The organism is Streptomyces sp. NPDC037389 (assembly GCF_040636475.1).
Classification (GTDB): domain Bacteria; phylum Actinomycetota; class Actinomycetes; order Streptomycetales; family Streptomycetaceae; genus Streptomyces; species Streptomyces hesseae.
In genome coordinates, this window is record NZ_JBEZUS010000012.1 from 120,259 (window position 1) to 145,236 (window position 24,978).

The following is a 24,978-nucleotide window of genomic DNA, read 5'->3' on the forward strand; positions in this document are numbered from 1 at the left end:
TGTCGGTCGGTGCCGGTCTGATCAGGCGGAGCTGTCCGTGTCCTCCGCCGGGATCGGCAGGCGCCAGTTCGGACCGTCCGGCGAGCCGAGCCACACCCGCTGATCCTTTGCCGTGACAGTGACTCCGAACTCCGTCGGCATGGGGGAATCAGCAGCGCGCCAGGTGTCGAGCGAGTCTTCCAGTACGTCCCACAGGGCGACCGAGCCGCCCTGACGGACGTGCCATTCGTCGCCGCTCTTGGGGGTAAGGACGGCGAACGACTCGTCGTCCAGCACGTACGTGCAGGGCGTGCCGTCGTCGGCCGGCATGGTGAAGAATCGGGCGCCCGGCATGGCGAGCTGGGCCACGAATCCGCTGCCGGGCCGGGTCAGCGTGTCGGGTCCGTACGGGGTGCTGCGTGAGACGCCGGCTTCCGGCCCGGGGATCATGCCGAGGCTTTCGGGTGCGTCCTGCTGGCGGGCGATCATGAAACTCGGGTCGCCGGCAACGAGCCGGCCCTCGGCGCGTTCGTCATGGCCGACGGTGAGGCGGACGAGACCGAGGGAGCGCATCCAGCCGCGGAGGGTGGTGAGGACGATTCCGCCGGGGCGGGTCTGCCGCACCCATGCGTGGGGGATGTGACGGACGCCGCAGGTGGCGATCGTACGGTCGTACGGGGCGCCCCCGGGGTCTCCGGCGAGGCCGTCACCGACGATGAGGCGTGGGGCGTATCCGCAGCGGTTGAGCGCGTCGCGGGCGCGGGCGGCGATGTCGGGGTCGGTCTCGATCGAGGTGACCTGTCGGGCACCGAGGCGGTGGCACATGAGGGCGGTCGAGTAGCCGGTGCCGGTGCCGATCTCCATCACGTTCATGCCGTCGTGTACGTGGAGTTCTTCCAGCATGGTCACGACCAGGGCCGGCAGCGTCGAGGACGACGTCGGGTGCGCGCCGCTGATCGGCTGTGGGTCTGTCCAGTCGATCTCGCGGCCGTCGAACTGTGTGATGAGGGTGTCGTCGGCGTATGCCTGCCGCAGCCATTCCTCAGCGCCGGAGAGTTCGGGGGTGACGGGCGCCCAGGTGGTCAGCCCGGGGGCGTCGGTTTCCCGGTAGAAGCGGCGGACGAACTCATGGCGGGGGACCGCTTCGACGGCGGCGCGCCATTGCGGCGAGTGCAACCGCCCTGCGTCGGCGAGACGCGCGGTGAGCTTGTACCGCAGGTCGGCGGCGATGGAGTCGATGTCAGGTTCGGCCGTCATGGGTACCTCGTTCCAGAAGGTCAGCTAGGGCCGCAGTCATGGGTAGGCCCGTGGGGGGTTCCAGCCATGCCCATTGCCCGGAGGGGTTGCATTCGATGAACGTCCACTCGCCGGAGGGGGCCAGGGCGAAGTCGAACGCGCCGAAGACGAGCCCGAAGTGCCGGAGGTAGGCGAAGAGCGCCCGCTCGACGTCCGGCGGTGGGGTGACAGGGGCGTACGTGTGGGTGCTGTAGTCGGTGTCCCAGGTCTCTCGCACGGTGGCGCTCCTTCCGGGTTCAGCGACGATCTGAACGGTTGCTTCACACCGGCCAGGAGTCGCCTGGCGTGTCGAGCCACGCCTCTTGCCCGTCCGGTGTCACGGTGAGCCCGAAGCGGTCATGCGTGGGTCTGCCCTGCTTCTGCCACCACCGGAAGGCGGCTTCCACGTCATCCCACAGTCGGCGCGGGCCCGACTGCCAGACGCGTGTCTCTTCCCCCTCCCGGAACATCACGCAGGCCCAGGAGCGGTCACCCAGCCCGTAGAACCACACGGGACGCGCGCCGTCACGGGCGTCGGCCACGGCCTGAACGCAGTGCGGCACACGGAGACCCAGGGCGAATGGGAGGGCGGTGTACCGACCGGTGATGAACTCGGACTCGGTAATCGCTGTGGTGGAGGTGTCCGCCTTGGCGAACGTGCCCGCCGGAACGTATTCCGCGTGCGGTCGGCGGGGCGAACGCTGGGCCCGGATCTTCATGAACTCCACGGGGCGGGTGAAGTGGCCGAGCGCGACTCCGCCGTTTGCCCTCAGGCGGAGCACGGCGTCCGCATTGCTGTAGTGCGTGCCCCACGGGGCGACGATGATCCCGCCCTTACGGATCTGCGACAGCCACGCCCCCGGGGACTCCCGGAGTCCCACGGTGGCGAGGACGCGGTCGTACGGTCCATGGTCCGCGTAGCCCTTGAACCCATCGCCCTCGACCACGTCCGGGTACAGCCCGGCCGCACACAGCCGCTCGCGGGCCCGCATGGACACCGTGCGGTCGATCTCGATCGTGGTGACGCGTCCGCGCCCCCGTGACCCCACGCAGCGGTGGTACAGGGCCCCGGCGGTCTCACCCGTCCCGGTGGCCACGTCCAGCACGTTCATGCCCTCGTCCGCGCCCAGATCCTGAAACAGCCCGTAGTTCACGGACGGCGCGGACGACGAGCTCGTCGACACGCGCCCCGGCGCGGTGCCGGAGTGCTCGCCGTCGTCCCACTGGGTCACGATGGGCTGGTTGCTGTCCACAGCCGCGTACCAGCCGTCAGGGTCGGTGGTCCGGTCGACGGCGACGCTCGTACCGGTCTCCATGTCCCACGGCCAGATGAGATCGGGCAGGAAGGCGGCCCGATCCACTGCGGCGAAGGTCGGCGCCCAGTCCGACGACATCGCCTTCGTCTTAAAGAGGACGCGCCCCAGCTCATTTCGGCTGGGGCGCTCCACCTGCGGGTTGGACGTCACTTGCGGTGGGCCCCGTCTCCCTCGGGGCTACCGCCGTCGGGGGACGGGGGCTCGGACGGCGGTGTCCACGGTTGCCCGGGGTATCCGTCCCCCTCGCCTTCGTCCTTGCCGCGCCCGCCGTCAATGGCGGTTACGAACTGAATATGCACCTTGTACCCTTTCGCTCGTTCGTCGGATGGGCACTTGCACCTGCCCGGCCGCCGACCGTCCTCACCGTTGTGAGGTGGCGACCGGACAGGGGTCTAGGGAGGGGGTGCGTGGTCCCGGATCGTAGGGGCACGGCCGGGGCCGGGGTGGCGTGTCGCCTTTATCGGGTGGTCTGTCGCGGAATGCGTGCCTCCTGGCATGCCGGGCAGATCACGGGTGCGTAGTGCCTGCGGACAGCGGCCGGCAGTTCCGGGTGCGGCATGGAGGGCGGGGAGAAGAACGGCCCGACCGCTTCGGCCCAAGTGAGGCGTTTCGCCGGTGGCGCGGGCACTGACGGCGCCTTGGAGGTTTCCGAACGCGGCGGCGTCGGTTGTCCGATGTGCCGAACCCGACGAAGAAGGCGCCAAAGCCAACTCATGGGTGCATCACCCGCAGGTGGCGACAGATGGCCACGGTGAGAAAGTGGGCGGCGTCGGTACGACCCTCCTCCACCGCCTTCCTGCGCTCGGCCTTGAGCCTGGCGATGTAGTCGCATCGCAGCGGGGTGACGACTTCGAGGGAGTCGCCCTTCGCCTCCCACTCACGCCCACCGTCGAGTCGGCGCAGTTGGTAGCGCGGCCCGACCTTGTCCATGACCTTGCCGATACGGCCTGTGGCGAAGTCGTTCACCACCTGCCCGATCAGGGGGGTGCGATCCGGCTTCGACGTCACGCCGTCCCCCCGGCGGTGGTGCCCGAAGCATCCGGGTCCGCCAGCTTCGCGGTGTACAGGAATCCGCCGGCCTGACGGACCTCGTGTTTGACGCTCTTACGTTCGGTGGCCGAGGTTGAGATCATCGAGGGCCAGCCCGTGACGATGCCGTCGATCTCGCCTTCGCAGAGGCGGCTGAGCGCTTGTGCCAGTCCGCCACGCTCCCTGGGGGCGAGCTGGGCGTCGTCCTCTTCAATGACGCCCACAACCTCCCAGCAGAACGCTTCGGCCGCTTCCTCGCACGTGTCGCGTGCCTGCCGGGTGAGGGCGCCATCGCTGCCGGACAGATAGATGAGGCACTTCACCCGCCCGATTGACGGTGAAAAGCCGGCCGCCGCGTCTGCCAGGGCGCGGCGGCGCTGCTGGTCGTGCTCGGTTCGGCGCACGCCCGGCGGCTCGTGAGATTCGGGACTCTGATTGCTGAGCATGACGGGCATGGTGCTCTTGGCGGAGCCGCTGGTGAAGCGACGGAGCGTACGACTTGGCGAGATCATCGCCGAGAACTCGCACGCTCCGTATCACCTACGCGATCAAGGGAACACCGATGACGTTGCTGATGTGTCGCACCTTCGCCGTGGAAACCTTCGCGATCCGCTGACCGATCACGCCGGGGAGGGCTTGGTGTCGGACCCACTCGGGAGCGTCGAGACCAACCTCGATGAGGACGTCTGCGGCTTGGTCGTAAAGTCCTGCGGCGCACTGGGCAAGGGCGATGTCAAGTTTGTACCTGTTCCTCGCTACCTTGGACATTTGGGCCGGAATATCGCTCATGCCTTTTTGGTTCGCGAGTTTCAACGCCTTCCCGTAGTTCTTGAGGGCGACGTGGATGCCGACCGCTTCTGTCTTCGCGGCGGTGGGGCCGAACGCGGTTCCCCAAAGCTTTTCGTCGCTGCCGAGGCGGGCGGCAGCGGCGTGCGCCTGCGAAATGTAGTCGGCGGCGCCGGTCTCGTCCTCGCGGCGTGACGCGGCCACGGCTGCGGAGATCATGAGGCGTCCGTATGCGATGAGTCGGGGGCGGTCGGCCTTCCTGAAGGAGGGTTCGACCGCGAGTGCAGCGCGCTCGGCCACTGCCTGCGAGCGTGCCGTCTTGGCGCCTCGCAGGTAGATCCATGACAGCGTGGACTCGAGCAGCGCCGTCATGATCGGGTCGTCCACCTCCTTGGCGTGGCGCTTCGCTGAGGTGAGCGCGCTTAGGGCGAGGTCTCGGAGCCCGAAGCCATTCGAACAGGAAGCGGCGACGCGGTAGGTGCTGGCCAGGATGAGGCCAACTTGTTCCCGTTCGGAACCAGTTGCGGATTCATACCTCACCTGTCCCTCCAGGAGGACTTTCGAGGCATAGGTACTGATGTCTGCTGTATTGCTGCTCCAGAAAGCCGACCATGCGAGGTCGCGCGCCCTGGCCAACTCGGCGACGCTGCTCGGGTCGTCAATGCCTTCCCATGCATCAAGGGCGCTTTCGTGTACGGCATCGGACAGCCGACGCAGCGCGGCGCGGTCCGTTCGGGTCATGCCGCGGCGCGGTGCCTGCTGACCCAAGATCGTGCCCACGTCGGTGTTAAGGACGTTGGCGAGTTTCAGAAGCGAACCGACCGAGAGTTCGCCGCGATCCTGCTCGGCCTTCTGCACCAACGCAAGGGATACGCCCGCAGCTTCGGCGAGCCCTTGCTGCGTCAGATCGGAGCCGCGCAGGTGCTTGATCCGCGCCCCGGTGGTCATATTGGCCCAGCTGCTCACGTTCACCTCGGGGAGTTAGTAGAGCTCGGCGTCGTTCCGATGGTAGGCCGGTGCACGGGGGCTGGTCGGGTCGAGCGTCAACAACGCAAAAGGGTTTCCGGTGGCGCGGGCGAGGCCGCCGGCGACCTCGTTCACACCGAGAGCCTGACGTCCGGCCTTTACACCCAGGGCGGCCAGGAGGTAGCCGTGCATCAGAGCGCTTTCGAACGGCTGAGCGTTACGGCGCTTACGCCGGAGGCGTCCGCCGAGCGCATCGCAGAGATAAGGAAGACGGCATGACACACGTTGTCGACACCTCGATACTTCCCGTGAAGTGGTGGAAGGCGAGCGCGTCCGGGGCGGTGTCCGACTGTGTCGAGGTCGGCATCGTGAGCGATGAGGAAAGAGTGATCGCGGTGCGGGACAGCAAGCGTCCCACGGGGCCCGCGCTCCTCTTCGACCGCAGGCAGATGCGCGGTTTCGTCGAGGCGGTTCGCGGCGGCGGGCTCGGGCGAGGCTGCGGCGGGGCCCCGACGAGGGTGCGTGGAGCGCCGTGCAGGGAACGCCCGGAGCCTGCCTTAAGGGACGTACCGGACGGCCCGCGGGCAGGCCGCCGGGAAATGTTCGTGAAATCCTTCACATGAAAAAGCGGCTCCGGAGCGTCGGAAGAGGGCCTTCGGTCCCTCTTTCCGGCCCTCCGGGGCCTTGGCGGTGGGAAACCAGCCGGTTTCGGCCGGGTTAAAGGAAGCCTTATGCGGGCCCGGCCCGGACCGTGGTCCAGTCGCCGTTCGTGCCCCAAGGCCAGTTCAGCGGGGGTGCTCAACGCCCGTCCGCCCGTTGCGGTTCCCTTGCGGAGGTATGGCGTCCATCACGGGGGCGGCGGAGTGTAGCAGACCCCTTTTCGAGCCTTGTGAAGGGGCTCACGAGCACCCCATGGGAGAGTGCTGGATACTCGAATCATGAGCACCACGGAGCGTCCACGGATCCTCGTAGTAGGCGGTGGGTACGTCGGCCTGTACGCGGCGCGTCGCATCCTCAAGAAGATGCGGTACGCGGAGGCGACCGTCACGGTCGTCGACCCGCGCTCGTACATGACGTACCAGCCCTTCCTTCCCGAAGCAGCCGCCGGCAGCATTTCCCCCCGCCACGTCGTGGTGCCGCTGCGACGTGTGCTCCCCAAGGCGGAGGTCCTCACGGGCCGCGTCACCACCATCGACCAGGACCGCAAGGTCGCGACGATCGCCCCGCTCGTCGGCGAGGCGTACGAGCTGCCCTTCGACTACCTGGTCATCGCGATGGGCGCCGTCTCGCGCACCTTCCCGATCCCCGGCCTCGCCGAGAACGGCATCGGCATGAAGGGCATCGAGGAGTCCATCGGCCTGCGCAACCACGTTCTCGAGCAGCTCGACAAGGCCGACTCGACGAAGGACGAGGAGATCCGCCGCAAGGCGCTGACCTTCGTCTTCATCGGTGGTGGCTTCGCCGGCGCCGAGACGATCGGCGAGGTCGAGGACATGGCGCGCGACGCCGCCAAGTACTACCCGAACGTGAAGCGCGAGGACATGCGCTTCATCCTCGTCGACGCCGCCGACAAGATCCTCCCGGAGGTCGGCCCCAAGCTCGGCGAGTACGGCAAGAAGCACCTGGAGAGCCGCGGCGTCGAGATCTACCTCTCGACCTCCATGGACTCCTGCGTCGACGGCCACGTCGTGCTGAAGAACGGCCTCGAGGTCGACTCCAACACGATCGTGTGGACCGCGGGCGTCAAGCCCAACCCGGCCCTGGCCCGCTTCGGCCTGCCGCTGGGCCCGCGCGGCCACGTCGACACCTCCGAGACCCTCCAGGTCCAGGGCACCGACTACATCTGGGCCGCGGGCGACAACGCCCAGGTCCCGGACATGGTCGGCCGCAAGGCGGGCAACGAGAACGCCTGGTGCCCGCCCAACGCCCAGCACGCGCTGCGCCAGGCCAAGGTCCTCGGCGACAACGTCCTGTCCGGCATGCGCGGCTTCCCGCAGAAGACGTACTCGCACGCCAACAAGGGCGCGGTGGCCGGCCTCGGCCTCCACAAGGGCGTCGCGATGATCGTCATGGGCAAGACCAAGATCAAGCTCAAGGGCCGTCTCGCCTGGTACATGCACCGTGGCTACCACGGCATGGCCATGCCGACCTGGAACCGTAAGATCCGCATCTTCGCGGACTGGACCCTGGGCATGTTCCTCAAGCGCGAGGTCGTCTCCCTGCGCGCCATGGAGAACCCGCGCGAGGAGTTCTACGAGGCCGCCAAGCCGGCCCCGCAGGCCCCCGCCAAGACCGAGAAGGCCAAGGCCTCCTGACCCCCGGTCACAACTGAACGACAGCCGAAGGGCGTCCACCTATCCGTGGGGTGGACGCCCTTCGGCGTACCCGGACGAGGCCTGAACCCTCGCGCGGGGAAGGACTAGAGCACGACCTGCCGGTGTTTCAGGTGTCAGGCGAAACGATCTGCTGACCCTTCATCATGGAGGTGTGCGACATGGCCGAGGCCGCTCGACGGCTCACCGCGCTCGCGGAGCGCGCCCTGGGCGCCCCGTTCCCGGTCCGGGTACGTGCCTGGGACCGCAGTGAGTCCGGCCCGCCCGGCCCGCCCGTACTGATCGTCCGGCGCCGGCGCGCCCTGCGCAGGCTGCTGTGGAAGCCCGGTGAGCTCGGCCTGGCCCGCGCCTGGGTCGCCGGGGACCTCGACGTCGAGGGCGATCTCTACGAGGCCCTCAGCCTGCTCTCCGGGTTCTTCTGGGAGCGCGACGAGGACGCGGACCGCCCCACCGGCCCCACGGCCGTACTCAAGGCCCTGCGCGACCCGGAGATCCGGGCCGCCGGACGCGAGCTCCTGAAGCTCACCGGGCCCTGGACGCCGCCCGCGCCGCCCGCCGAGGAGGCCCGCCGGGGCAGCGGGCCCCTTCACTCCCTGCGCCGCGACAAGCAGGCCATCAGCCACCACTACGACGTCGGCAACGCTTTCTACGAGCACGTCCTCGGCCCCTCCATGGTCTACTCCTGCGCCTACTGGGAGAGTCCCGGGTCGACTCTTGAGGCGGCCCAGCGCGCCAAGCTCGACCTTGTTTGCCGCAAGCTGGGGCTCAAACCCGGAATGCGGCTGCTCGACGTCGGCTGCGGCTGGGGCTCGATGGCCCTCCACGCCGCCCGCGAGTACGGCGCGGACGTCGTCGCCGTCACCCTCTCCGAGGAGCAGGCCGCCTACGCCCGCAAGCGCGTCGCCGAAGCCGGACTGGCGGACCGCATAGAGCTGCGCGTCCAGGACTACCGGGAGGTCGCCGACGGGCCCTTCGACGCCGTCTCCTCCATCGGCATGGCCGAGCACGTCGGCTCCGAGCGCTACGCCGAGTACGCCGCCGACCTGTACGCCCTGCTGCGGCCCGGTGGCCGGCTGCTCAACCACCAGATCGCCCGCCGCCCGCTGCGGGACGAGGGCGACTACCGCGTCGACGAGTTCATCGACCGCTACGTCTTCCCCGACGGCGAGCTCGCCCCCGTCGGGCGGACCGTGGCCCAGCTGGAGGAGGCGGGCTTCGAGGTCCGGGACGTCGAGGCGCTGCGCGAGCACTACGCGCTCACCCTGCGGAGCTGGGTGGCCAACCTGGAGGCCCACTGGGACGAGGCCGTGCGGCTGACCTCCCCGGGCCGCGCCCGCGTCTGGCGGCTCTACATGGCCGCCTGCGCGCTGTCCTTCGAGCGCAACCGCATCGGCGTCAACCAGGTGCTGGCGATCCGCACGCCCGAGTCCGGGGAGCCCGGGCTGCCGCTGCGCACCCGCGACTGGAACTGAGACCGCGGGACAACGCGAAGGGCCCGGTCCTGGGGGAGGACCGGGCCCTTCTCTTCAGCGGATACGGCTGTCGCTACTCGGCCTTGATGGCCGACAGCATGTTGAGCTTGGCCGCCCGGCGGGCGGGCCACAGCGCGGCCAGCACGCCGACCACCGCGGCCAGCAGCAGGAAGACGCCCATCCGGCTCCAGGGGAGCACCAGCTCGTAGGTGTCCAGGCCCTTCTTGATGAGGTCGCCCGCGGCCCAGCCGAAGAAGACGCCCAGGCCGATTCCCATCACACCGCCGAAGAGCGAGATGACCAGCGACTCCAGGCGGACCATCCGCTTGATGCCCTTGCGGTCCAGGCCGATGGCGCGCAGCATGCCGATCTCCTGCTGACGCTCGAAGACGGACATCGCCAGGGTGTTGATGACGCCGAGGACGGCGACGACCACGGCCATGGCCAGCAGGCCGTAGAGCATGTTCAGCAGCAGGCCGATGGCCTTGGAGATGCCGTCGGAGATGTCCTGCTTGGTCTGGATCTGGATGGCGGGGTTGTCGCCGAGGGCCTTGGCCAGGGAGTCCTTGACCTTCTCGTCGGCGCCGCCCTTGACCTTGACCATCACCTGGCGGTCGTCGACCTGCTGCTGGTGCGGGGCCAGGGTCGGGGCGTCGATCCAGACGCCGCGCATCAGGTCGTTGCCCTTGTAGACGCCGCCGACCGTCAGCTTGCCCTTCTTGCCGTCCTCGAAGGTGACGTCGAAGGAGGAGCCGAGATTCCAGTGCTTGGTGCGGGCCGTGGCGTCGTCCACGAGGACCTTGTCACCGGAGAGGGCGGCGAACGAGCCCGACGTGAAGTCGAGGTTCGTCAGCTTGCCCATGTCCTTGCCGTTGACGCCCGTGAGGCTCTGGTGCTCGCCGTCGATCCGGGCGGGGGAGGAGCGCAGCGGGCTGGAGGCGACGACGTCCGGGTGGGTGGAGAGCTTCTTCTCCACGTCGGTGGACAGCGGGGTCATGCTGGCCATGGAGACGACGTAGTCGGCCTTCAGGGAGCCCGTGGCCATCTTGTCGATGGCCTGCTGGACGCTGCCGGCGATGACGGTCAGACCGGTGATCAGGGTCAGGCCGATCATCAGCGCGGAGGCGGTGGCGGCGGTGCGGCGCGGGTTGCGGACCGCGTTCTGCCGGGCGAGCTTGCCGGGCATCCCGAAGAGGCGCAGGACCGGCGCCGAGGCGGCGATCACCGGGCGGGACAGCAGCGGCGTCAGCACGAACACGCCGATGAGGACCAGGCCCGCGCCCAGGCCCATCATGGTCGAGCTGGAGGCGGTCAGGACGATCGCGGCGCCGAGGGCGGTGATGACACCGCCGATGGAGTTGCGGACGACCAGGGACTTGGTGGTGGCCACGGCGTGGACGCTGTTCATCGCGGCGACCGGGGGGATCTTCGCGGCGCGGCGGCCGGGCAGCCAGGCGGCGAGCATGGTGACGACGATGCCGACGACCATCGAGACCAGGACGGTGCTGGGGGAGATGACCAGCGGGCCGTCCGGGATGGTGGCGCCCGTGCCGCCGATCAGCGACCGCAGGCCGGCGCCGATGCCGATGCCCGCGACCAGACCGGTCGCACCGGCGACCGTGCCCACGACGAACGCCTCGATGAGCACCGAGCGGGTGACCTGGCGGCGGCTCGCGCCGACGGCGCGCATCAGGGCCAGTTCCTTGGTGCGCTGGGCGACCAGCATGGTGAAGGTGTTGGCGATGATGAAGATGCCGACGAAGAGGGCGATGCCCGCGAAGACCAGCAGGCTGGTCCGCATGCCGTCCATGGACTGGGAGATCATCCGGCTCTGCTCGTCCGCGAGCTGCTTGCCGGTGGTGGCCTCGGTGTCCTTGGGGAGGATCTTCTCGAGCGAGGACTTCAGCGCGGTCTGCGAGGTGCCCGCGGCGGCCTTGACGTCGATCTCGTCGAAGGCGCCGGGCTTGCCGTAGAGCTTCTGCGCGGTGGCGGTGTCGAACAGGGCGAGGCTGCCACCGGCGGAGACGTTGCCGTCCTCGGTGGTGAAGATGCCGCTGATCTTCTGCTGGAGCACGGGGCCGTCGACGGAGACGCGGACGGTGTCGCCGACCTTGTAGCCGGCCCGGTCGGCGGTCTTCGCGTCGAGGGCGATCTCGCCGGCGCCCTGGGGCGCGCGGCCGGTCTTCATCGGGTAGCGGGCGTCCTTGCCGCCCTGGCCCGCGTAGTAGTTGGCGCCGGACGAGGAGAAGCCCTCGCCTATCAGCTTGCCCTTCTTGTCGGCGATCGCCGCGAAGCCGCTGACGGAGCCGGTGGCGGAGGCGGCGCCGGGGACCTTGGCGGCCCGGTCGAGGAGGTCCTGCGTCAGCCGGGGGGCCGCGCCGGGGACGCCCTTGTCGCCGCTCTCCTTGTGGGGCTGGACGGCGACGTCGACGCCCGTGAAGCCCTTCTGGGAGCTCTTCTGGAAGGCGTCGGAGATGGTCGAGGTGAAGACCAGGGTGCCGGAGACGAAGGCCACGCCGAGCATGACGGCGAGGACGGTCATCAGCAGCCGGGCCTTGTGCGCGAGCACATTGCGCAGCGCGGTGCGGAACATGGGGTTCAGTCCTGAAGTTCGAGTCCGGCGGGGGTCAGCTCGTGCGGCCCTTGGCGTCGAACCGCTTCATGCGGTCGAGGACGCCGTCGGCGGTGGGCTCGCGCATGTCGTCGACGATCCGGCCGTCGGCCAGGAAGATCACGCGGTCCGCGTAGGAGGCGGCGACCGGGTCGTGGGTGACCATGACGACGGTCTGGCCGAGCTCGCGCACGGAGTTGCGCAGGAAGCCGAGGACCTCGGCGCCGGAGCGGGAGTCGAGGTTTCCGGTGGGCTCGTCGGCGAACATGATCTCCGGTCGGCCCGCGAGGGCGCGGGCCACGGCGACGCGCTGCTGCTGACCGCCGGAGAGCTGGTTCGGGCGGTGCTTGAGGCGCCCGGAGAGGCCGACGGTGTCGACGACCATGTTCAGCCACTGCTGGTCGGGCTTGCGTCCGGCGATGTCCATGGGGAGCGTGATGTTCTCCAGGGCGGTGAGCGTCGGCAGCAGGTTGAAGGCCTGGAAGATGAAGCCGATCTTGTCGCGGCGCAGCCGCGTGAGCTTCTTGTCGTTCAGCGCGGTGAGCTCGACGTCGCCGATGCGGGCCGAGCCGCCCGAGACGCTGTCGAGGCCGGCCATGCAGTGCATGAGCGTGGACTTGCCGGAGCCGGAGGGGCCCATGATCGCGGTGAACTCGGCCTGCCGGAAGTCCACGGAGACGGCGTCCAGGGCGACCACCTGGGTCTCGCCCTGGCCGTAGACCTTGGTCAGGTCCGTGGCGCGGGCTGCCACAGCGGTGCTGCGGACGGCGGTCGGGGCGCCGAAGGGCATGGTGGTCACGGTGGGGCCTCTCCTGTCGGGACGGCGGGCTCCGGGACTCGTCGTCCACGGAATCAGGGCATGTACACCATGGTCCGACGCGCTTCGGCCGCCCGGATCAGCCGTAGCTACCGTTCCCGGGACAGCCTCCGGAGGTATGCCGGGAGGGCCCTGTCATCCCTGGGTAGGAGACAGACCCTTACCGAGGGCGACGAGATTGCGACAATTCCCGTTGCCCGTGGGGGCGGGGTGGTGAACGGCGGAGATCGGCCCCTGGCATGTGCCAACGGCGTCATCCCAGCGCTGATGGGGGCTCAGTTGCCCATAAAATAAGACAACCTCGGGTTCATGTTCCGCTGTTTGGGGGGCGCGCCACGGCTAGGCTCGTGCTGCTCTCCTTGAGGGGAGGCTCGCGCGCCTCACCGCCGGGCTGCCCGAGAGTCCCCCGCCCGGATGGTGGAATGCAGACACGGCGAGCTTAAACCTCGCTGGCCCTCAGGGCCGTGCCGGTTCAAGTCCGGCTCCGGGCACCTCATCACTTCGCGAGTCGCTTCGCGATCACTTCACGAGAGCCGTATTGCCGTCGGCATCGCGTTAAGAGTGCCGCATTTCGTGGTTCTCCCGGAACCGGTGGGCCCCGGATCGCGTTGTCGGGTACGGGGGCCGGCAGAGAAAAGATCGTCCCGTAGCAGGAGAGCCTTTCCTTTGCTAGCCCATTACCCTTGACGCCAAGGCCGCGCAGGGTGGCCACGGAGGAGTGAGATGAGGAGCAGCAACCCGGTCTTCTCGCGACGGGGGTTCAGCCGCGACAACAGCGGTTACGCGGGCTTCGGCGCGGGGGCGCAGGCCGGGGCCGCGTCCCAGGGGAACCCGTACGCGAGCAACCAGTACGCCGGGAACCCGTACGCCCAGCCCAGCAACCCCTACGCGACGAATCCGTACGCGCAGGGCGGGCCGGATCTCCAGCAGGGCCACCCGCAGGCCCCGGCGCGGGCCGCCGGCCGGATGACGATCGACGACGTCGTCACGCGGACCGGCATCACGCTGGGCACGGTGATCGTCGCGGCCGGTGCCGCCTGGGCGCTCTCGCTGCCCGTCGGCGTGGGCTTCGGCGCCGCGTTCGTGGCCATGGTGCTGGGCCTGGTCCAGTCGTTCAAGGCCAAGCCCTCCCCGGCGCTGATCCTGGCCTACGCGGCCTTCGAGGGTCTCTTCCTCGGCGTGATCAGCAAGTACTACAACGCGGTCGCCTACGGCGCCCCGATGCAGGCCGTGCTCGGCACGATGGCCGTCTTCGCGGGTGTCCTGATCGCCTACCGCACCCGGATCATCCGGGTCGACCGGCGCTTCACGCGCTTTGTGATCGGCGCCTCGATCGGATTCCTTCTGCTGATGGTCGCGAACTCGCTGTTCGCGGTCTTCGGCGGCGGTGACGGTCTGGGCTTCCGCAGCGGTGGTCTCGGTATCGCGGTCGGCGTCGTCGGTGTGCTGCTCGGTGCGGCCTACCTGGCGCTGGACTTCAAGCAGATCGAGGACGGCGTGGCCTATGGTGCTCCCCGCGAGGAGTCCTGGCTGGCGGCCTTCGGTCTGACGCTGTCGCTCGTCTGGATCTACACGGAGATTCTCCGGATCATCGCGATCCTGAACAACGACTAAACATCCGCGTGGGTATATCTGGATATATCCATGGCATGACAGGCCCGGGAAGGCGACGCCTTCCCGGGCCTGTTCCGTTCACGCGTGGCGCGTGGCTCAGCCCAGCTTTCGCGCCGCTCGGCGGAGGTCGTACTCGTGGACGATGGCCTTCGCGTGGCCGTAGGCGAGATTGTGCTCGCCGCGCAGCCAGCTGACCTTCTCCTCGAAACGGAACAGGGAGGGGCCTTCTTCGACCGTGCGCAGCCAGTCCGCCACTTCGCGGCCGGTGCACTGGGGGATTCGGGAGAGCAGGTTCCGGTGGGTCTCGGCGGAGAAGACGTGGGACATCGGCGCCTCCGGACGCGTCGAATGATGGTCCTTCATGTCACCGTGCCCGAGTGTTCAAGCGTTGGCAACAGTCGGCGGGCGGCGCATAGTCTCATGGCGTGGATGACGTGACACCTCTTCTGGCCGCCGTGGACACCTTCGCCGACCGGCTGCGGACCCTGCCCCAGTCCCGGCTGAGCCGGGGCGCGGCGGCGGAAGCGCTGGCCCTGGCCCGGGAGCTGGCCGCCTGGACCCAGCGGATCGAGGAGCCGGACGCCCCGGCGGTACGGGAGATGCCGGACGCCGGGATCTTCGCGGTGGCCGATCAAGTGGCGGTGGCCGGCCATGATTTGGCCGAAGCGCTGCTCGCCTCCGGAGGGGTCGCCGAAGGGGTGACCCGGGCCGTGGGACTGATCGAGGAGGCCGCGGGGCGCTGCGGGCTGTGACCGCCGGGCCGCCGGGAGGCGGCGTCCCGGCTACAGCGACGCGATGACGCGGTCGGCCAGGACGTAGACCGTGCCCGACGCGCAGTCGAAGGTCAGGGCGTAGGCGCCGGAGACCCCGGAGCCGCCCAGCAGGACGGGCGCGTCGCCGGCCCGCAGGGCCTCGGCGAGGCGCTCGGCGGTCTCGCGGTGCCCGGGGGTCATGCAGATCGTGGTGCCGTCGGCGAAGACATAGACGTCGAGGGTGCCCAGCGGGCCGGGGCGGACATCCGTGAGCGGCACGCCGTCGTCGGCGAGCTCGGTGAGGCGCTCGACCGTGCGCTCGTGGTCGGTGACGGACGAGGCCATGGGGGTGAAGTCGGGGTGCGAGGGATGGCGGCGGCGGGCCGCCGCCAGCTCGGGGGAGTCCGCGGCCTCCGATTCGAGCGGCTCGAGGTCGGCCAGCGGGTCCAGTCCGGCGAGGTCCAGCCCAGCGACGTCCAGCCCGGCGAGGTCGGCCTGGCGGGGCAGGAACAGGGCGTCGTCGAGGCCGGGCAGGATCACCGGCAGGGAGGGCGCGTCGCCGGCCCCGGCCAGGTCGCGGGCCTCCTGGGCGGCCCAGAACGCCCGGGCCTCGGCCAGCTCGCGCTCCCGCTCCTCGGCGAGCGCGTCGGCGACGGCCGCGCGTATCTCGGAGAGCTCCGCGACGGGGGCGGTACGGGCGGCGGGTACGGCACCGCGCTCGGCGGCGCCGGCCGTGGCCGCGGCCAGTTCCTCGCGCAGGGCGGTGATCTGCCGGCGCAGACCGCGAGTGCTGTGCAGGGCGGCGGCGCCCGCGGCCGTGGCGGCGGCAGCGCCCAGCAGCAGGGCAAGGGACATGGCGCTCACTGACGTACTCCCGGTTGCTTGGATCCCCCGAATTCCTACCTCAGCTTCGCGCATGCTTCTGGAGGTCCACAGTGCAAAACGTCAGTAAACGGACGGGACCAAGGGCCCGGACGTTGTTCCTTCAACCACCCTGACCTGGGGAAACGAATCTCCCCCGGGATGTTGGTCACATCCTGGGGGAGATTCGGTCACGTTCCGGCAAGGTGGCCGAACGTTGCTATTGGCAGATGCCGCTTGCCGATTGGCTCAGCCGCTCGTGCTTTTGGCCGCGCTGGGCTTCGCCTCCGCTCCGGGCAGGTGCCGCCCTCGCCACGCGGTGGAGCCGCACGTCGATCGGGCCGGGCGACCCCTGCCCTCCGCCGCGGCTCAGCTCAGCCGCTCGATCACCATGGCCATGCCCTGGCCGCCGCCCACGCACATCGTCTCCAGGCCGAACTGCTTGTCGTGGAACTGGAGCGAGTTGATGAGCGTGCCGGTGATGCGGGCGCCCGTCATGCCGAAGGGGTGGCCGATGGCGATGGCGCCGCCGTTGACGTTGAGCTTGTCGATGTCGATGCCCAGGTCGCGGTAGGAGGGGATGACCTGCGCGGCGAACGCCTCGTTGATCTCGACCAGGTCGATGTCGCCGATGGTCAGCCCCGCCCGGCGCAGGGCCTGCTCGCTGGCCTCCACCGGGCCGTAGCCCATGATCTCGGGGGAGAGCGCGGAGACGCCCGTCGAGACGATCCGGGCCAGCGGGGTCAGGCCCAGCTCGCGCGCCTTGGTGTCGGACATGATCACCAGGGCGGCGGCGCCGTCGTTGAGCGGGCAGCAGTTGGCCGCCGTGATCAGGCCGTCGGGGCGGAAGGCGGGCTTGAGGCCCGCGACGCCCTCCAGGGTGACGCCCGCGCGCGGGCCGTCGTCCGTCGAGACGACCGTGCCGTCGGGCAGCGTCACCGGGGTGATCTCGCGCTCCCAGAAGCCCTTCTTGATGGCCTCCTCGGCGAGGTTCTGCGAGCGGACGCCGAACTCGTCCATGTCCTCGCGGGTGACGCCCTTGAGGCGGGCCAGGTTCTCGGCGGTCTGGCCCATCGCGATGTACGCGTCCGGGACCAGGCCGTCCTCGCGCGGGTCGTGCCAGCCCTCGCCGCCCTGCTCGGCGCGGGCGGCCGTACGGGCCTCGGCGTCGGCGAAGAGCGGGTTGTGGGTGCCGGGCATGCCGTCGGAGGAGCCGTTGACGGACCGGGAGACCATCTCGACGCCCGCCGAGATGAAGACGTCGCCCTCGCCGGCCTTGATGGCGTGGAGCGCCATCCGGGAGGTCTGGAGGGACGAGGCGCAGTAGCGGGTGATCGTGGTGGCGGGCAGATGGTCCATGCCCATCTGTACGGCCACGATGCGGCCCAGGTTGTGGCCCTGCTCGCCGCCGGGGAGGCCGCAGCCGAGCATCAGGTCGTCGATGTCGCGCGGGTCGAGCCCGGGGACCTTCGCGAGCGCGGCCTGGATGATCGTGGCGGTGAGGTCGTCGGGCCGCAGCTCCTTCAGGGAGCCCTTGAAGGCGCGACCGATGGGGGAGCGGGCGGTAGAGACGATCACGGCTTCGGGCATCACACGGCTCCAGTTGCGCGGGAACGAAGACTCCCCGGAAGTTACCCGCAAGTACGTCCCGGGTCACGGTCTCCGGGCTGTGACGCCGGACTCTTTCCAGTATGGGCGGGCCGTTCCCCGTCCGGAACGGTCTCCGCGCCCGTCGGGAGCCGCCGCCGCTTGCGGTGCTTGAGCAGCGCCCAGCGGCCCCGGGCCGTGACCTCCGTGCCGCCCTCCGCCGCCGCCTCGGCGGCCGCCCGGGCCAGCGGCAGGATGCCCTCGCGGCGCGCCGCGTCGGGCCGCTCCTCTTCCTCCGGCCAGAGCCCCAGCACCGCGCAGAGCGTGGGCAGTACGGCCATGGCCGCGGTCGCGTAACCCTCGGCCGACGGATGGTAGTTGTCGGGCCCGAAGAGCTCCCGGGGGTTGGCCTCGAACTCCGGCCCCAGCAGATCGCCCAGCGAGACCGTCCGGCCGCCCGCCGACAGCACCCCGATCGTCTGCGCCGCCGCCAGCTGCCGGCTCAGCCGCCGGGCCAGCCAGCGCAGCGGCTGGTAGACGGGCTCGATCGTGCCCAGGTCGGGGCAGGTGCCGACCACCACCTCGCACCCGGCCTCCCGCAGTCTGCGTACGGCCTCCGTGAGCAGCCGGACGGAGCGGGTGGCGGGCACCCGGTGGGTGACGTCGTTCGCCCCGATCATGATCACGCAGACGTCCGGGATCCGCTCCGGATCGCAGAGGATCTGGGTGACCTGCCGCTCCAGGTCGTAGGACTGAGCCCCGGACAGCGCCACGTTGCGCAGCTCCACGGGCCGCTCCGCGACCGCCGCGAGCCCCGTGGCCATCAGCGCGCCCGGGGTCTGCCGGGGCCGGTGCACCCCCTGGCCCGCCGCCGTGGAGTCGCCCAGCACGCCCAGCAGCAGCGGCTCCCGCCCCGCCCCGTGGACGAAGGCGGAGCCGTAGCGGCCGTCCGCGTGCGGCGGGGCGCCGCCGGCCCCGCCGACGACCCGCCGGGCCAGCGCCACCTCCGTGATCAGCACCCCGAGCGCCGCCCCGCCGAGCAGGCCGACGCCACCGCCTCCGTATGCCGCAGCGGCCGCGATCCGCCGCGCGGCCCTCGCCCTCAGCATCGACACCGGACAGCCTCCTCAGCGCTCCGAAGCGCTCCGAAAGACGGTTTACAAACGCTTCACAAAAGCTTCATGAATCCGGCGCGCCCTTGCCAGTGCGCGCTATGAGCAGGTTGCCCCGCGCACTCGCCTTCGCAACGCGCCGTTGGAGCGGTCGCACGCGCTCTAGGCTGGCGGTATGGGTACGCGACGACCGCTAGTGCCCCCGACCGCGGAGATCACCGTGCAGTATCACGATTCGTTGATTGAGCTCGTTGGCAACACCCCGCTCGTGAAGCTCAACCATGTGACCGAAGGCATCAAGGCGACCGTGCTCGCCAAGGTGGAGTACTTCAACCCCGGTGGTTCGGTGAAGGACCGCATCGCCGTGCGGATGATCGAGGCGGCCGAGAAGTCCGGCGAACTCAAGCCGGGTGGCACGATCGTGGAGCCCACCTCGGGCAACACGGGCGTGGGTCTCGCGATCGTGGCGCAGCAGAAGGGCTACAAGTGCATCTTCGTCTGCCCTGACAAGGTTTCCCAGGACAAGATCAACGTACTGCGGGCGTACGGGGCAGAGGTCGTCGTCTGCCCGACCGCCGTCGACCCCGAGCACCCGGACTCGTACTACAACGTCTCCGACCGCCTGGTGCGCGAGACGCCCAACGCCTGGAAGCCCGACCAGTACAGCAACCCCAACAACCCGCTCTCGCACTACCACTCCACCGGTCCGGAGCTCTGGGAGCAGACCGAGGGGAAGATCACGCACTTCGTCGCGGGCGTGGGCACGGGCGGCACGATCAGTGGCACCGGCCGGTACCTGAAGGAGGTCAGCGGCGGCAAGGTCAAGGTCATCGGCTCCGACCCCGAGGGCTCGGTCTACAGCGGCGGTTCGGGCCGTCCGTACCTGATCGAGGGCGTCGGTGAGGACTTCTGGCCCACCGCCTACGACGGCACGGTGACCGACGAGATCATCGCGGTCTCCGACAAGGACGCCTTCCAGATGACCCGCCGCCTCGCCAAGGAGGAGGGCCTGCTGGTCGGCGGCTCCTGCGGCATGGCGGTCGTCAGCGCCCTGCGCGCCGCGGAGGGCCTCGGCGAGGACGACGTCGTCGTGGTGCTGCTGCCGGACAGCGGCCGCGGCTACCTGAGCAAGATCTTCAACGACGAGTGGATGGCCGACTACGGCTTCCTGGAGGAGCCCGGCGACGCCGCCCGCGTCGGCGACGTGCTGCGCCGCAAGGACGGCGGCATCCCCTCGCTCGTCCACATGCACCCCGAGGAGACGGTCGGTCAGGCCATCGAGGTGCTGCGCGAGTACGGCGTCTCGCAGATGCCCATCGTCAAGCCCGGCGCCGGTCACCCCGACGTCATGGCCGCCGAGGTCATCGGCTCGGTCGTCGAACGCGACCTGCTGGACGCGCTGTTCGCCCAGCGGGCCTCGCTGACCGACCCCCTGGAGAAGCACATGAGCGCGCCGCTGCCGCAGGTCGGCTCCGGCGAGCCGGTCGGCGACCTGATGAACGTCCTCGGCACGGCGGACGCGGCCATCGTGATCGTCGAGGGCAAGCCGAAGGGTGTCGTCAGCCGGCAGGACCTGCTCGCGTTCCTCGCCGAGGGCGGCAACAGCGGAACGAAGTAAGACCCTTTGAGCCAACTACCGGTCCGTAAAAGGTACGTATGCGTCACGTGCGCGCAGCACGGGCTTAACACGGGACCGGCATAGTGAGGGGCATCGAGGCGGCGGGAACTCCGGAGCGGCTCCCGGACTCCAGTGCCGTCCGGACGCGGCACCGGATCCCGGCACACGGGATCCGGCCCACGTCCTCCGCGGGGACCGCCGTCGTCCCGACCCCGGCCACAGCCGGGGTGCGGCGGCCCCCGCGCCAACTGCTTTTCCGGGCGGTGCGGCGGGCCCCGCCGGGGGCGCCCCGCAAGGGGCGCGGGGCGGTGTCGATGTGCGGCTCCGCCGCGTGGGCGCGATCAGCCCCCACCGGCGCGCGGGCGACCGGATCGCTCAGACGCCCCAGTCCTCGGAAGACCGCTCCCGCTCCGGGGCGGACCGCCGCCGCCAAGACACCCGTGCCTGCGCGACGTTGACCCCCACGATCCCCGCCCAGGTCACCATCAGCCCCGCCAGATGCGCCTGATACGCGGCGATCGCCGACAGCGGCACCGCCAGCACCAGCGACACCGCCGCGAAACCGAAGCGCTCCCCGAAGCTCCCGAGGGCCGGGGCCGCCCCGTCGCCCCCGTGTCGCCCCGCCGCCCCCCGCGCCGCGCCCATCTGCCGCTCGGCGAGATGCCGGCGCACCTGACGGTCCGCCGTGGCGTCCATCCGCCGGTCGATGCGCTCCCCGACCTTCTCCAGGAAGGAGTCGATGAGCTCCGCCTCGTACTCCGGCCCGAGCTCCTTGAGCGTGTGCGCGGTCGCGTCCAGCTCCCGGCGCAGCTCGGGGTCCTTCTTCAGGCCGAGGGCGGGGTCGTCGGCGCGACCGGGGTCCTTCGGGTCATCGGTGTCACGGGCCATCATGGCCATGACGGTACGGTCGGCGAGGGCCCCGCGTCAGTGGGGCCAGCACCCGTATCCGCAGAGGGGATGCCCCCCGGTCCGCCGGGGCCCCGTGGAAGGAGCGATTCCGTGCCCGAACCCCTGCTGTCGTCCCTGGTCGCCCCGGACGCCGCCGACCGCCCGGACGCCCTGACCATCGCGGGACGGACGATGTCACGGGAGGAACTCCTGGGCGCGGCGGGCGCGGTGGCCGCCCGGATCGCCGGGGCCCCGTCGGTGGCCGTACGGGCGGTGGCGGAGCCCGAGACCGTCGTGGCCGTCGTCGGCGGGCTGCTCGCCGGGGTGCCCGTCGTACCGCTGCCGCCGGACGCCGGGTCCGCCGAGCGCGGCCACATCCTGCGCGACTCCGGTGCCGAACTGGTCCTCGGCGAGGACGTCCCCGTGGACATACGCGAACGCGGCACCTGGTCCGCGCCCGAGCCGGACCCGGAGTCGACCGCCCTCGTGCTCTACACCTCCGGCACCACCGGCGCGCCCAAGGGCGCGCTCATCCCGCGCGGTGCCGTCGCGGCGGGCCTGGACGGGCTCGCCGAGGCCTGGAAGTGGACGGCCGAGGACACCCTCGTGCACGGGCTGCCGCTCTTCCACGTGCACGGCCTCGTGCTGGGCGTGCTGGGTGCCCTGCGCACCGGCTGCCGGCTGGTCCACACCGGCCGCCCCACGCCGGAGGCGTACGCGGCGGCGGGCGGCAGCCTCTACTTCGGCGTGCCGACGGTCTGGTCGCGGGTGGTGCGCGAGCACACCGCCGCCCGCGCCCTCTCCGGCGCCCGGCTGCTGGTCTCGGGCAGCGCCGCCCTGCCCGCGCCCGTCTTCCGCGACCTGGAGGCGCTCACCGGGCAACGGCCCGTCGAGCGCTACGGCATGACGGAGACCCTGATCACCGTCTCCGCCCGCGCGGACGGCGAGCGCCGCCCCGGCTCGGTGGGCCTGCCGCTGCCGGGCGTGCGCACCCGCGTGGTGGAGACCGGTGAGGAGGGCGGCATCGGGGAGCTGGAGGTGTCCGGCCCGACGCTCTTCGCCGGCTACCTGGGCCGCCCGGAGGCGACGGCGGCCGCGTACACGGCCGACGGCTGGTTCCGCACGGGCGACATCGCCGCGATCGAGGCGGACGGCACCCACCGCATCGTGGGCCGGGCCTCCACCGACCTGATCAAGTCCGGTGGCTACCGTGTCGGCGCCGGCGAGGTCGAGAACGCCCTCCTGGACCACCCGGCGGTCAGTGAGGCGGCGGTCGTCGGCCTGCCGCACGACGACCTGGGGCAGGAGATCGTCGCCTATGTGGTGGCCGACGGGATCGGCGAGCGCGAGCTGATCGACTTCGTGGCGGGCCATCTCTCCGTCCACAAGCGGCCGCGCCGGATCCGCTTCATGGACGCGTTGCCGCGCAACGCGATGGGCAAGCCGCAGAAGAAGCTGCTGCCTCCGCTGTGAGGCGCGGTCCCGGTGCCGTACCCTGCATAATTTCATGCAGGGTACGGGCCGGATGAATGACTGACTGACCGAGGAGGGCCCATGAGCGAGACCGGGGGCGAGCCGGAAGCCACCGCGCGGCTGCAGAAGCTCTTCGAAGGGCACCGGCTGACGCCCACGCAGCGTCGCATCGCCCACTGCATGGTGCGCCGCGCGGCCGACGCGCCGTTCCTCTCCAGCGTGGAGCTCGCCGAGCTCGCGGGCGTCAGCCAGCCGTCGGTGACCCGCTTCGCGGTCGCCCTCGGCTTCGACGGCTACCCCGCGCTCCGCCGCCATCTGCGCGACGTCGTCCCCGCGGCCGAGGCGCCCGCCGAGGACTCGTACAACGAGTACCAGCAGGCCGTGCAGGCCGAGATCGACAACCTCCGCCACCTCGCCTCCCTGCTCGCCGACCCGGCCCCCGTCGCCCGGGCCGGCCGACTGCTGGCCGCCTCCCGTCCGCTGCCGGTCCTCGGCCTGCGGGCCGCGACCGCCCAGGCGGCGGGGTTCGCCTACTTCGCGCGCAAGGTCCACCCCGATGTGCGGTTGCTGGACGAGGGCGGCACGCTGCTCGTCGACCGCATCGACGCGGCGGTGCGGGCCGGGGCGAGCGCCCTGCTGTGCTTCGCGCTGCCGCGGCATCCGCGCGAGGTGGTGGAGGCGCTGGAGTACGCGCGGGGGGCCGGCCTGACGGTCGTCACCGTCGCGGACTCCACCTTCGCCCCGGTGGCGCGCCACAGCGACATCCTGCTGCCTGCCGCCGTCGGCACGGGGCTCGCCTTCGACACGGCGTGCGCGCCGATGCTGCTGGGGCGGGTGCTGCTGGAGGCGATGTGCGATGCGCTGCCGGACGCGCAGGCGCGGTTGGAGGAGTTCGACGCGAAGGCCGCTGCCCGGGGCTTGTTCGTGGAGTGAGGGGCCCCGACCCCGCCCTTCCGCCGTTTCCCGGGGCGTTGCCCCCGGACCCCGGAGCGGCTGAATTCAGCCCGTCCGGCGCCTGAGGACACCGCGCGGAGCGCGGTCTGGGGGTCTGGGGGTCTGGGGGTCTGGGGGTCTGGGGGCGGAGCCCCCGGTTACGGGAAGGGGCGGGATCGGGGACTCCTCACCGCGCCCTAGCGCGCGATGCGCATTTCCGGGAAGCGCCCCGACGGCCCGTCCAGCAGCCCGTCGTCCCGCCCCCGCAGAAAGCGGTCGAGGAACGACGCCACATACGCCCGCGTAGCCGCGACCGCCCGCTCCCCCCGCACCGACCCCACATCCCCCCGCACCGTCCCCCACGGCACCACCCCCCGCCGCGCCAGTTGCGGCAGCAGCGCCGCCGCGTCCGTATAGGCGCCGTGCTCCGACCCGGTGAGCGTCACGTCACCCCGCCACTCGCCGCCGCGCGAGTGCTGCCACAGCGCCTTCCATGACGGCTGGCGCCGGTACTCGCCGGAATCCGCCGCGTCCGTGCCCATCAGCAGGAACGGCCGGTCGACCCCGTCGCGGGACGCCGAGCTCATGCCCCCGGGCCCGGGGAACTCCATCGTCCCGTCCATGTTCACCGCGGCCCGGATACGCCGGTCGTCATGCATCGCCTGGACGGCCGTGAAGCCGCCCGCCGAGTGGCCCACCATTCCCACGTGCCGCAGGTCCATGGCGGCGGCCAGGCCATGCGGCAGGGACAGCCGGTGCTGACGGTCACCGAGTCCACCGAGCCGGTCGAGGACGAAGCGGGTGTCGTCGACGCGCGCCTTCATGGCCTTGCGCAGCACCTTCCCCGGGTCCGTGCCGCGCTTCGCGGCGAGGCCGGGGAGCACGGAGGGCGCGAGGCGGCCGCCGGGGAGGGCGACCTCGGAGGAGTCGTAGGTGTGGTCGACCGTGACGACCACGTAGCCGCGCGAGGCCAGGTCCTCCACGAGCGACGTGTTCCAGGTCCGGGGGTCGCCCAGGCCCGCCGAGTACAGCACGACCGGCCGTACGCCCGTCCCGCGCGCGGCGGGAGCGTCCACGCGCGCGTGGGTGGCGGTGGCCGCCCAGTCCACGGCCCCGGCCGGTACGCGGTAGCCGAGGTGGCCGGAGCCGCCCGGCGAGCCGAAGTGGGCGGCGGCGCGCCGTTCCATGTGGGGCGCGGTGCGCGGAGCGGTCCGCCAGCCCGCGTGGGCCGCCGGGTACCAGAGGCCGATCATGACCTCGCGGTGGCCGCGCCCCGGGTGCCAGGGGTCCTCGCGGGAGGTGTCGACCAGGTGGCGGGTGGTGGTGCCGACGGGGAACGGGCCGGTGGGCTCGGGCAGCCGGACGTGGGCGCGGGACACGGTCGTGGTGACCGGGCCGTTCGCGTCACCGGCCGCCGCGCGGGCGTGCGGGGCGAAGGCCCCGAGCAGACCGGTCAGGGCCAGCGCACCCGCTGCCACCAGCGCCCGTCGCCGCAGGGCCCGCTCGTTCACCGGCATGTTTCGGCTCCTCCCACTGCTCCGTCGGTAGGACGACCA

Annotated in this window: 22 protein-coding genes, 1 tRNA gene and 2 pseudogenes; 10 read left to right on the top strand and 15 right to left on the bottom strand. The window is 70.9% G+C overall.

Annotation, left to right across the window (positions count from 1 at the left end):
• Positions 1-21: 21 nt before the first annotated feature.
• From tgmC to AB0E98_RS25595, 7 genes and pseudogenes are all read right to left on the bottom strand, one after another.
• Positions 22-1,236, bottom strand: coding sequence for an ATP-grasp peptide maturase system methyltransferase (gene tgmC, locus AB0E98_RS25565; RefSeq protein ID WP_361706691.1), 1,215 nt, complete (start codon positions 1,234-1,236; stop codon positions 22-24).
• Positions 1,220-1,480: pseudogene (locus AB0E98_RS25570) on the bottom strand (ATP-grasp ribosomal peptide maturase); the annotation flags it as partial. The pseudogene AB0E98_RS25570 and the gene tgmC, both read right to left, overlap by 17 nt.
• A gap of 55 nt (positions 1,481-1,535) precedes the next feature.
• Positions 1,536-2,720: a protein-L-isoaspartate(D-aspartate) O-methyltransferase gene (locus AB0E98_RS25575; RefSeq protein WP_361706693.1), complete on the bottom strand. Its 1,185-nt coding sequence runs from the start codon at positions 2,718-2,720 to the stop codon at positions 1,536-1,538.
• Between the two features lie 561 nt (positions 2,721-3,281).
• Positions 3,282-3,578, bottom strand: a complete 297-nt coding sequence (locus tag AB0E98_RS25580; RefSeq protein WP_361706696.1) for a hypothetical protein — start codon at positions 3,576-3,578, stop codon at positions 3,282-3,284.
• Positions 3,575-4,045: a hypothetical protein gene (locus tag AB0E98_RS25585; RefSeq protein ID WP_361706698.1), complete on the bottom strand. Its 471-nt coding sequence runs from the start codon at positions 4,043-4,045 to the stop codon at positions 3,575-3,577. Before AB0E98_RS25585 ends, AB0E98_RS25580 begins: the two co-directional genes overlap by 4 nt.
• A 94-nt stretch (positions 4,046-4,139) precedes the next feature.
• Positions 4,140-5,351, bottom strand: coding sequence for a helix-turn-helix transcriptional regulator (locus AB0E98_RS25590; protein ID WP_361706862.1), 1,212 nt, complete (start codon positions 5,349-5,351; stop codon positions 4,140-4,142).
• 15 nt (positions 5,352-5,366) lie between these two features.
• A complete protein-coding gene (locus AB0E98_RS25595) occupies positions 5,367-5,543 on the bottom strand; it encodes a hypothetical protein (protein ID WP_361706879.1) in 177 nt (58 codons plus the stop codon).
• On the opposite strand from AB0E98_RS25595, the gene AB0E98_RS25600 reads away from it, so the two are divergent.
• The 4 genes and pseudogenes from AB0E98_RS25600 to AB0E98_RS25615 all read left to right on the top strand — a co-directional run bounded on the left by AB0E98_RS25600 (position 5,496) and on the right by AB0E98_RS25615 (position 9,156).
• Complete coding sequence (locus AB0E98_RS25600; protein ID WP_361706865.1) at positions 5,496-5,630, top strand: hypothetical protein; 135 nt, start codon at positions 5,496-5,498, stop codon at positions 5,628-5,630. The genes AB0E98_RS25595 and AB0E98_RS25600 overlap by 48 nt on opposite strands.
• Positions 5,627-5,821: pseudogene (locus tag AB0E98_RS25605) on the top strand (DUF397 domain-containing protein); the annotation flags it as partial. The gene AB0E98_RS25600 and the pseudogene AB0E98_RS25605, both read left to right, overlap by 4 nt.
• A gap of 468 nt (positions 5,822-6,289) precedes the next feature.
• Complete coding sequence (locus AB0E98_RS25610) at positions 6,290-7,666, top strand: NAD(P)/FAD-dependent oxidoreductase (protein WP_361706700.1); 1,377 nt, start codon at positions 6,290-6,292, stop codon at positions 7,664-7,666.
• Between the two features lie 179 nt (positions 7,667-7,845).
• Positions 7,846-9,156, top strand: a complete 1,311-nt coding sequence (locus AB0E98_RS25615; RefSeq protein WP_361706703.1) for a class I SAM-dependent methyltransferase — start codon at positions 7,846-7,848, stop codon at positions 9,154-9,156.
• Positions 9,157-9,229: 73 nt separating this feature from the next.
• Here the strand turns inward: AB0E98_RS25615 and AB0E98_RS25620 are convergent, their stop codons facing one another.
• On the bottom strand, positions 9,230-11,749 hold the full coding sequence (locus tag AB0E98_RS25620; RefSeq protein ID WP_361706706.1) for an FtsX-like permease family protein: 2,520 nt from the start codon (positions 11,747-11,749) through the stop codon (positions 9,230-9,232).
• A gap of 34 nt (positions 11,750-11,783) precedes the next feature.
• Positions 11,784-12,557, bottom strand: coding sequence for an ABC transporter ATP-binding protein (locus tag AB0E98_RS25625; RefSeq protein WP_361706866.1), 774 nt, complete (start codon positions 12,555-12,557; stop codon positions 11,784-11,786).
• A 435-nt stretch (positions 12,558-12,992) separates the two neighbouring features.
• Between AB0E98_RS25625 and AB0E98_RS25630 the strand changes: the two genes are divergently transcribed.
• Together AB0E98_RS25630 and AB0E98_RS25635 are read left to right on the top strand one after the other, a co-directional pair.
• Positions 12,993-13,075 (top strand) — tRNA-Leu (locus AB0E98_RS25630).
• 232 nt (positions 13,076-13,307) lie between these two features.
• On the top strand, positions 13,308-14,198 hold the full coding sequence (locus AB0E98_RS25635) for a Bax inhibitor-1/YccA family protein (RefSeq protein WP_361706708.1): 891 nt from the start codon (positions 13,308-13,310) through the stop codon (positions 14,196-14,198).
• A 96-nt stretch (positions 14,199-14,294) separates the two neighbouring features.
• On the opposite strand, the gene AB0E98_RS25640 is transcribed toward AB0E98_RS25635, so the two are convergent.
• A complete protein-coding gene (locus AB0E98_RS25640) occupies positions 14,295-14,525 on the bottom strand; it encodes a DUF4287 domain-containing protein (RefSeq protein WP_361706710.1) in 231 nt (76 codons plus the stop codon).
• A gap of 98 nt (positions 14,526-14,623) precedes the next feature.
• Between AB0E98_RS25640 and AB0E98_RS25645 the strand changes: the two genes are divergently transcribed.
• Entirely contained in the window at positions 14,624-14,950 is a 327-nt protein-coding gene (locus tag AB0E98_RS25645; RefSeq protein WP_311608575.1) for a hypothetical protein, read from the top strand.
• A gap of 30 nt (positions 14,951-14,980) precedes the next feature.
• On the opposite strand, the gene AB0E98_RS25650 is transcribed toward AB0E98_RS25645, so the two are convergent.
• From AB0E98_RS25650 to AB0E98_RS25660, 3 genes are all read right to left on the bottom strand, one after another.
• A complete protein-coding gene (locus AB0E98_RS25650) occupies positions 14,981-15,814 on the bottom strand; it encodes a hypothetical protein (RefSeq protein ID WP_361706712.1) in 834 nt (277 codons plus the stop codon).
• Positions 15,815-16,180: 366 nt separating this feature from the next.
• Positions 16,181-17,401 carry an acetyl-CoA C-acetyltransferase gene (locus tag AB0E98_RS25655; protein ID WP_361706714.1) on the bottom strand — a complete coding sequence of 407 codons (1,221 nt, stop codon included), beginning with the start codon at positions 17,399-17,401 and terminating at the stop codon, positions 16,181-16,183.
• Positions 17,402-17,442: 41 nt separating this feature from the next.
• Positions 17,443-18,507, bottom strand: coding sequence for an SGNH/GDSL hydrolase family protein (locus AB0E98_RS25660; protein ID WP_361706867.1), 1,065 nt, complete (start codon positions 18,505-18,507; stop codon positions 17,443-17,445).
• A gap of 223 nt (positions 18,508-18,730) precedes the next feature.
• Here AB0E98_RS25660 and AB0E98_RS25665 point away from each other — a divergent pair, with 223 nt between their 5' ends.
• Positions 18,731-20,128, top strand: coding sequence for a cystathionine beta-synthase (locus tag AB0E98_RS25665; RefSeq protein WP_361706717.1), 1,398 nt, complete (start codon positions 18,731-18,733; stop codon positions 20,126-20,128).
• Positions 20,129-20,503: 375 nt separating this feature from the next.
• Here AB0E98_RS25665 and AB0E98_RS25670 read toward each other — a convergent pair whose 3' ends face one another.
• On the bottom strand, positions 20,504-21,019 hold the full coding sequence (locus AB0E98_RS25670; RefSeq protein ID WP_361706720.1) for a hypothetical protein: 516 nt from the start codon (positions 21,017-21,019) through the stop codon (positions 20,504-20,506).
• Between the two features lie 108 nt (positions 21,020-21,127).
• Between AB0E98_RS25670 and AB0E98_RS25675 the strand changes: the two genes are divergently transcribed.
• Together AB0E98_RS25675 and AB0E98_RS25680 are read left to right on the top strand one after the other, a co-directional pair.
• Positions 21,128-22,489: an acyl-CoA synthetase gene (locus AB0E98_RS25675; protein WP_361706722.1), complete on the top strand. Its 1,362-nt coding sequence runs from the start codon at positions 21,128-21,130 to the stop codon at positions 22,487-22,489.
• Between the two features lie 81 nt (positions 22,490-22,570).
• Positions 22,571-23,422, top strand: coding sequence for a MurR/RpiR family transcriptional regulator (locus AB0E98_RS25680; RefSeq protein WP_361706724.1), 852 nt, complete (start codon positions 22,571-22,573; stop codon positions 23,420-23,422).
• 197 nt (positions 23,423-23,619) lie between these two features.
• On the opposite strand, the gene AB0E98_RS25685 is transcribed toward AB0E98_RS25680, so the two are convergent.
• A complete protein-coding gene (locus AB0E98_RS25685) occupies positions 23,620-24,939 on the bottom strand; it encodes an esterase (protein ID WP_361706726.1) in 1,320 nt (439 codons plus the stop codon).
• Positions 24,940-24,978 lie beyond the last annotated feature (39 nt).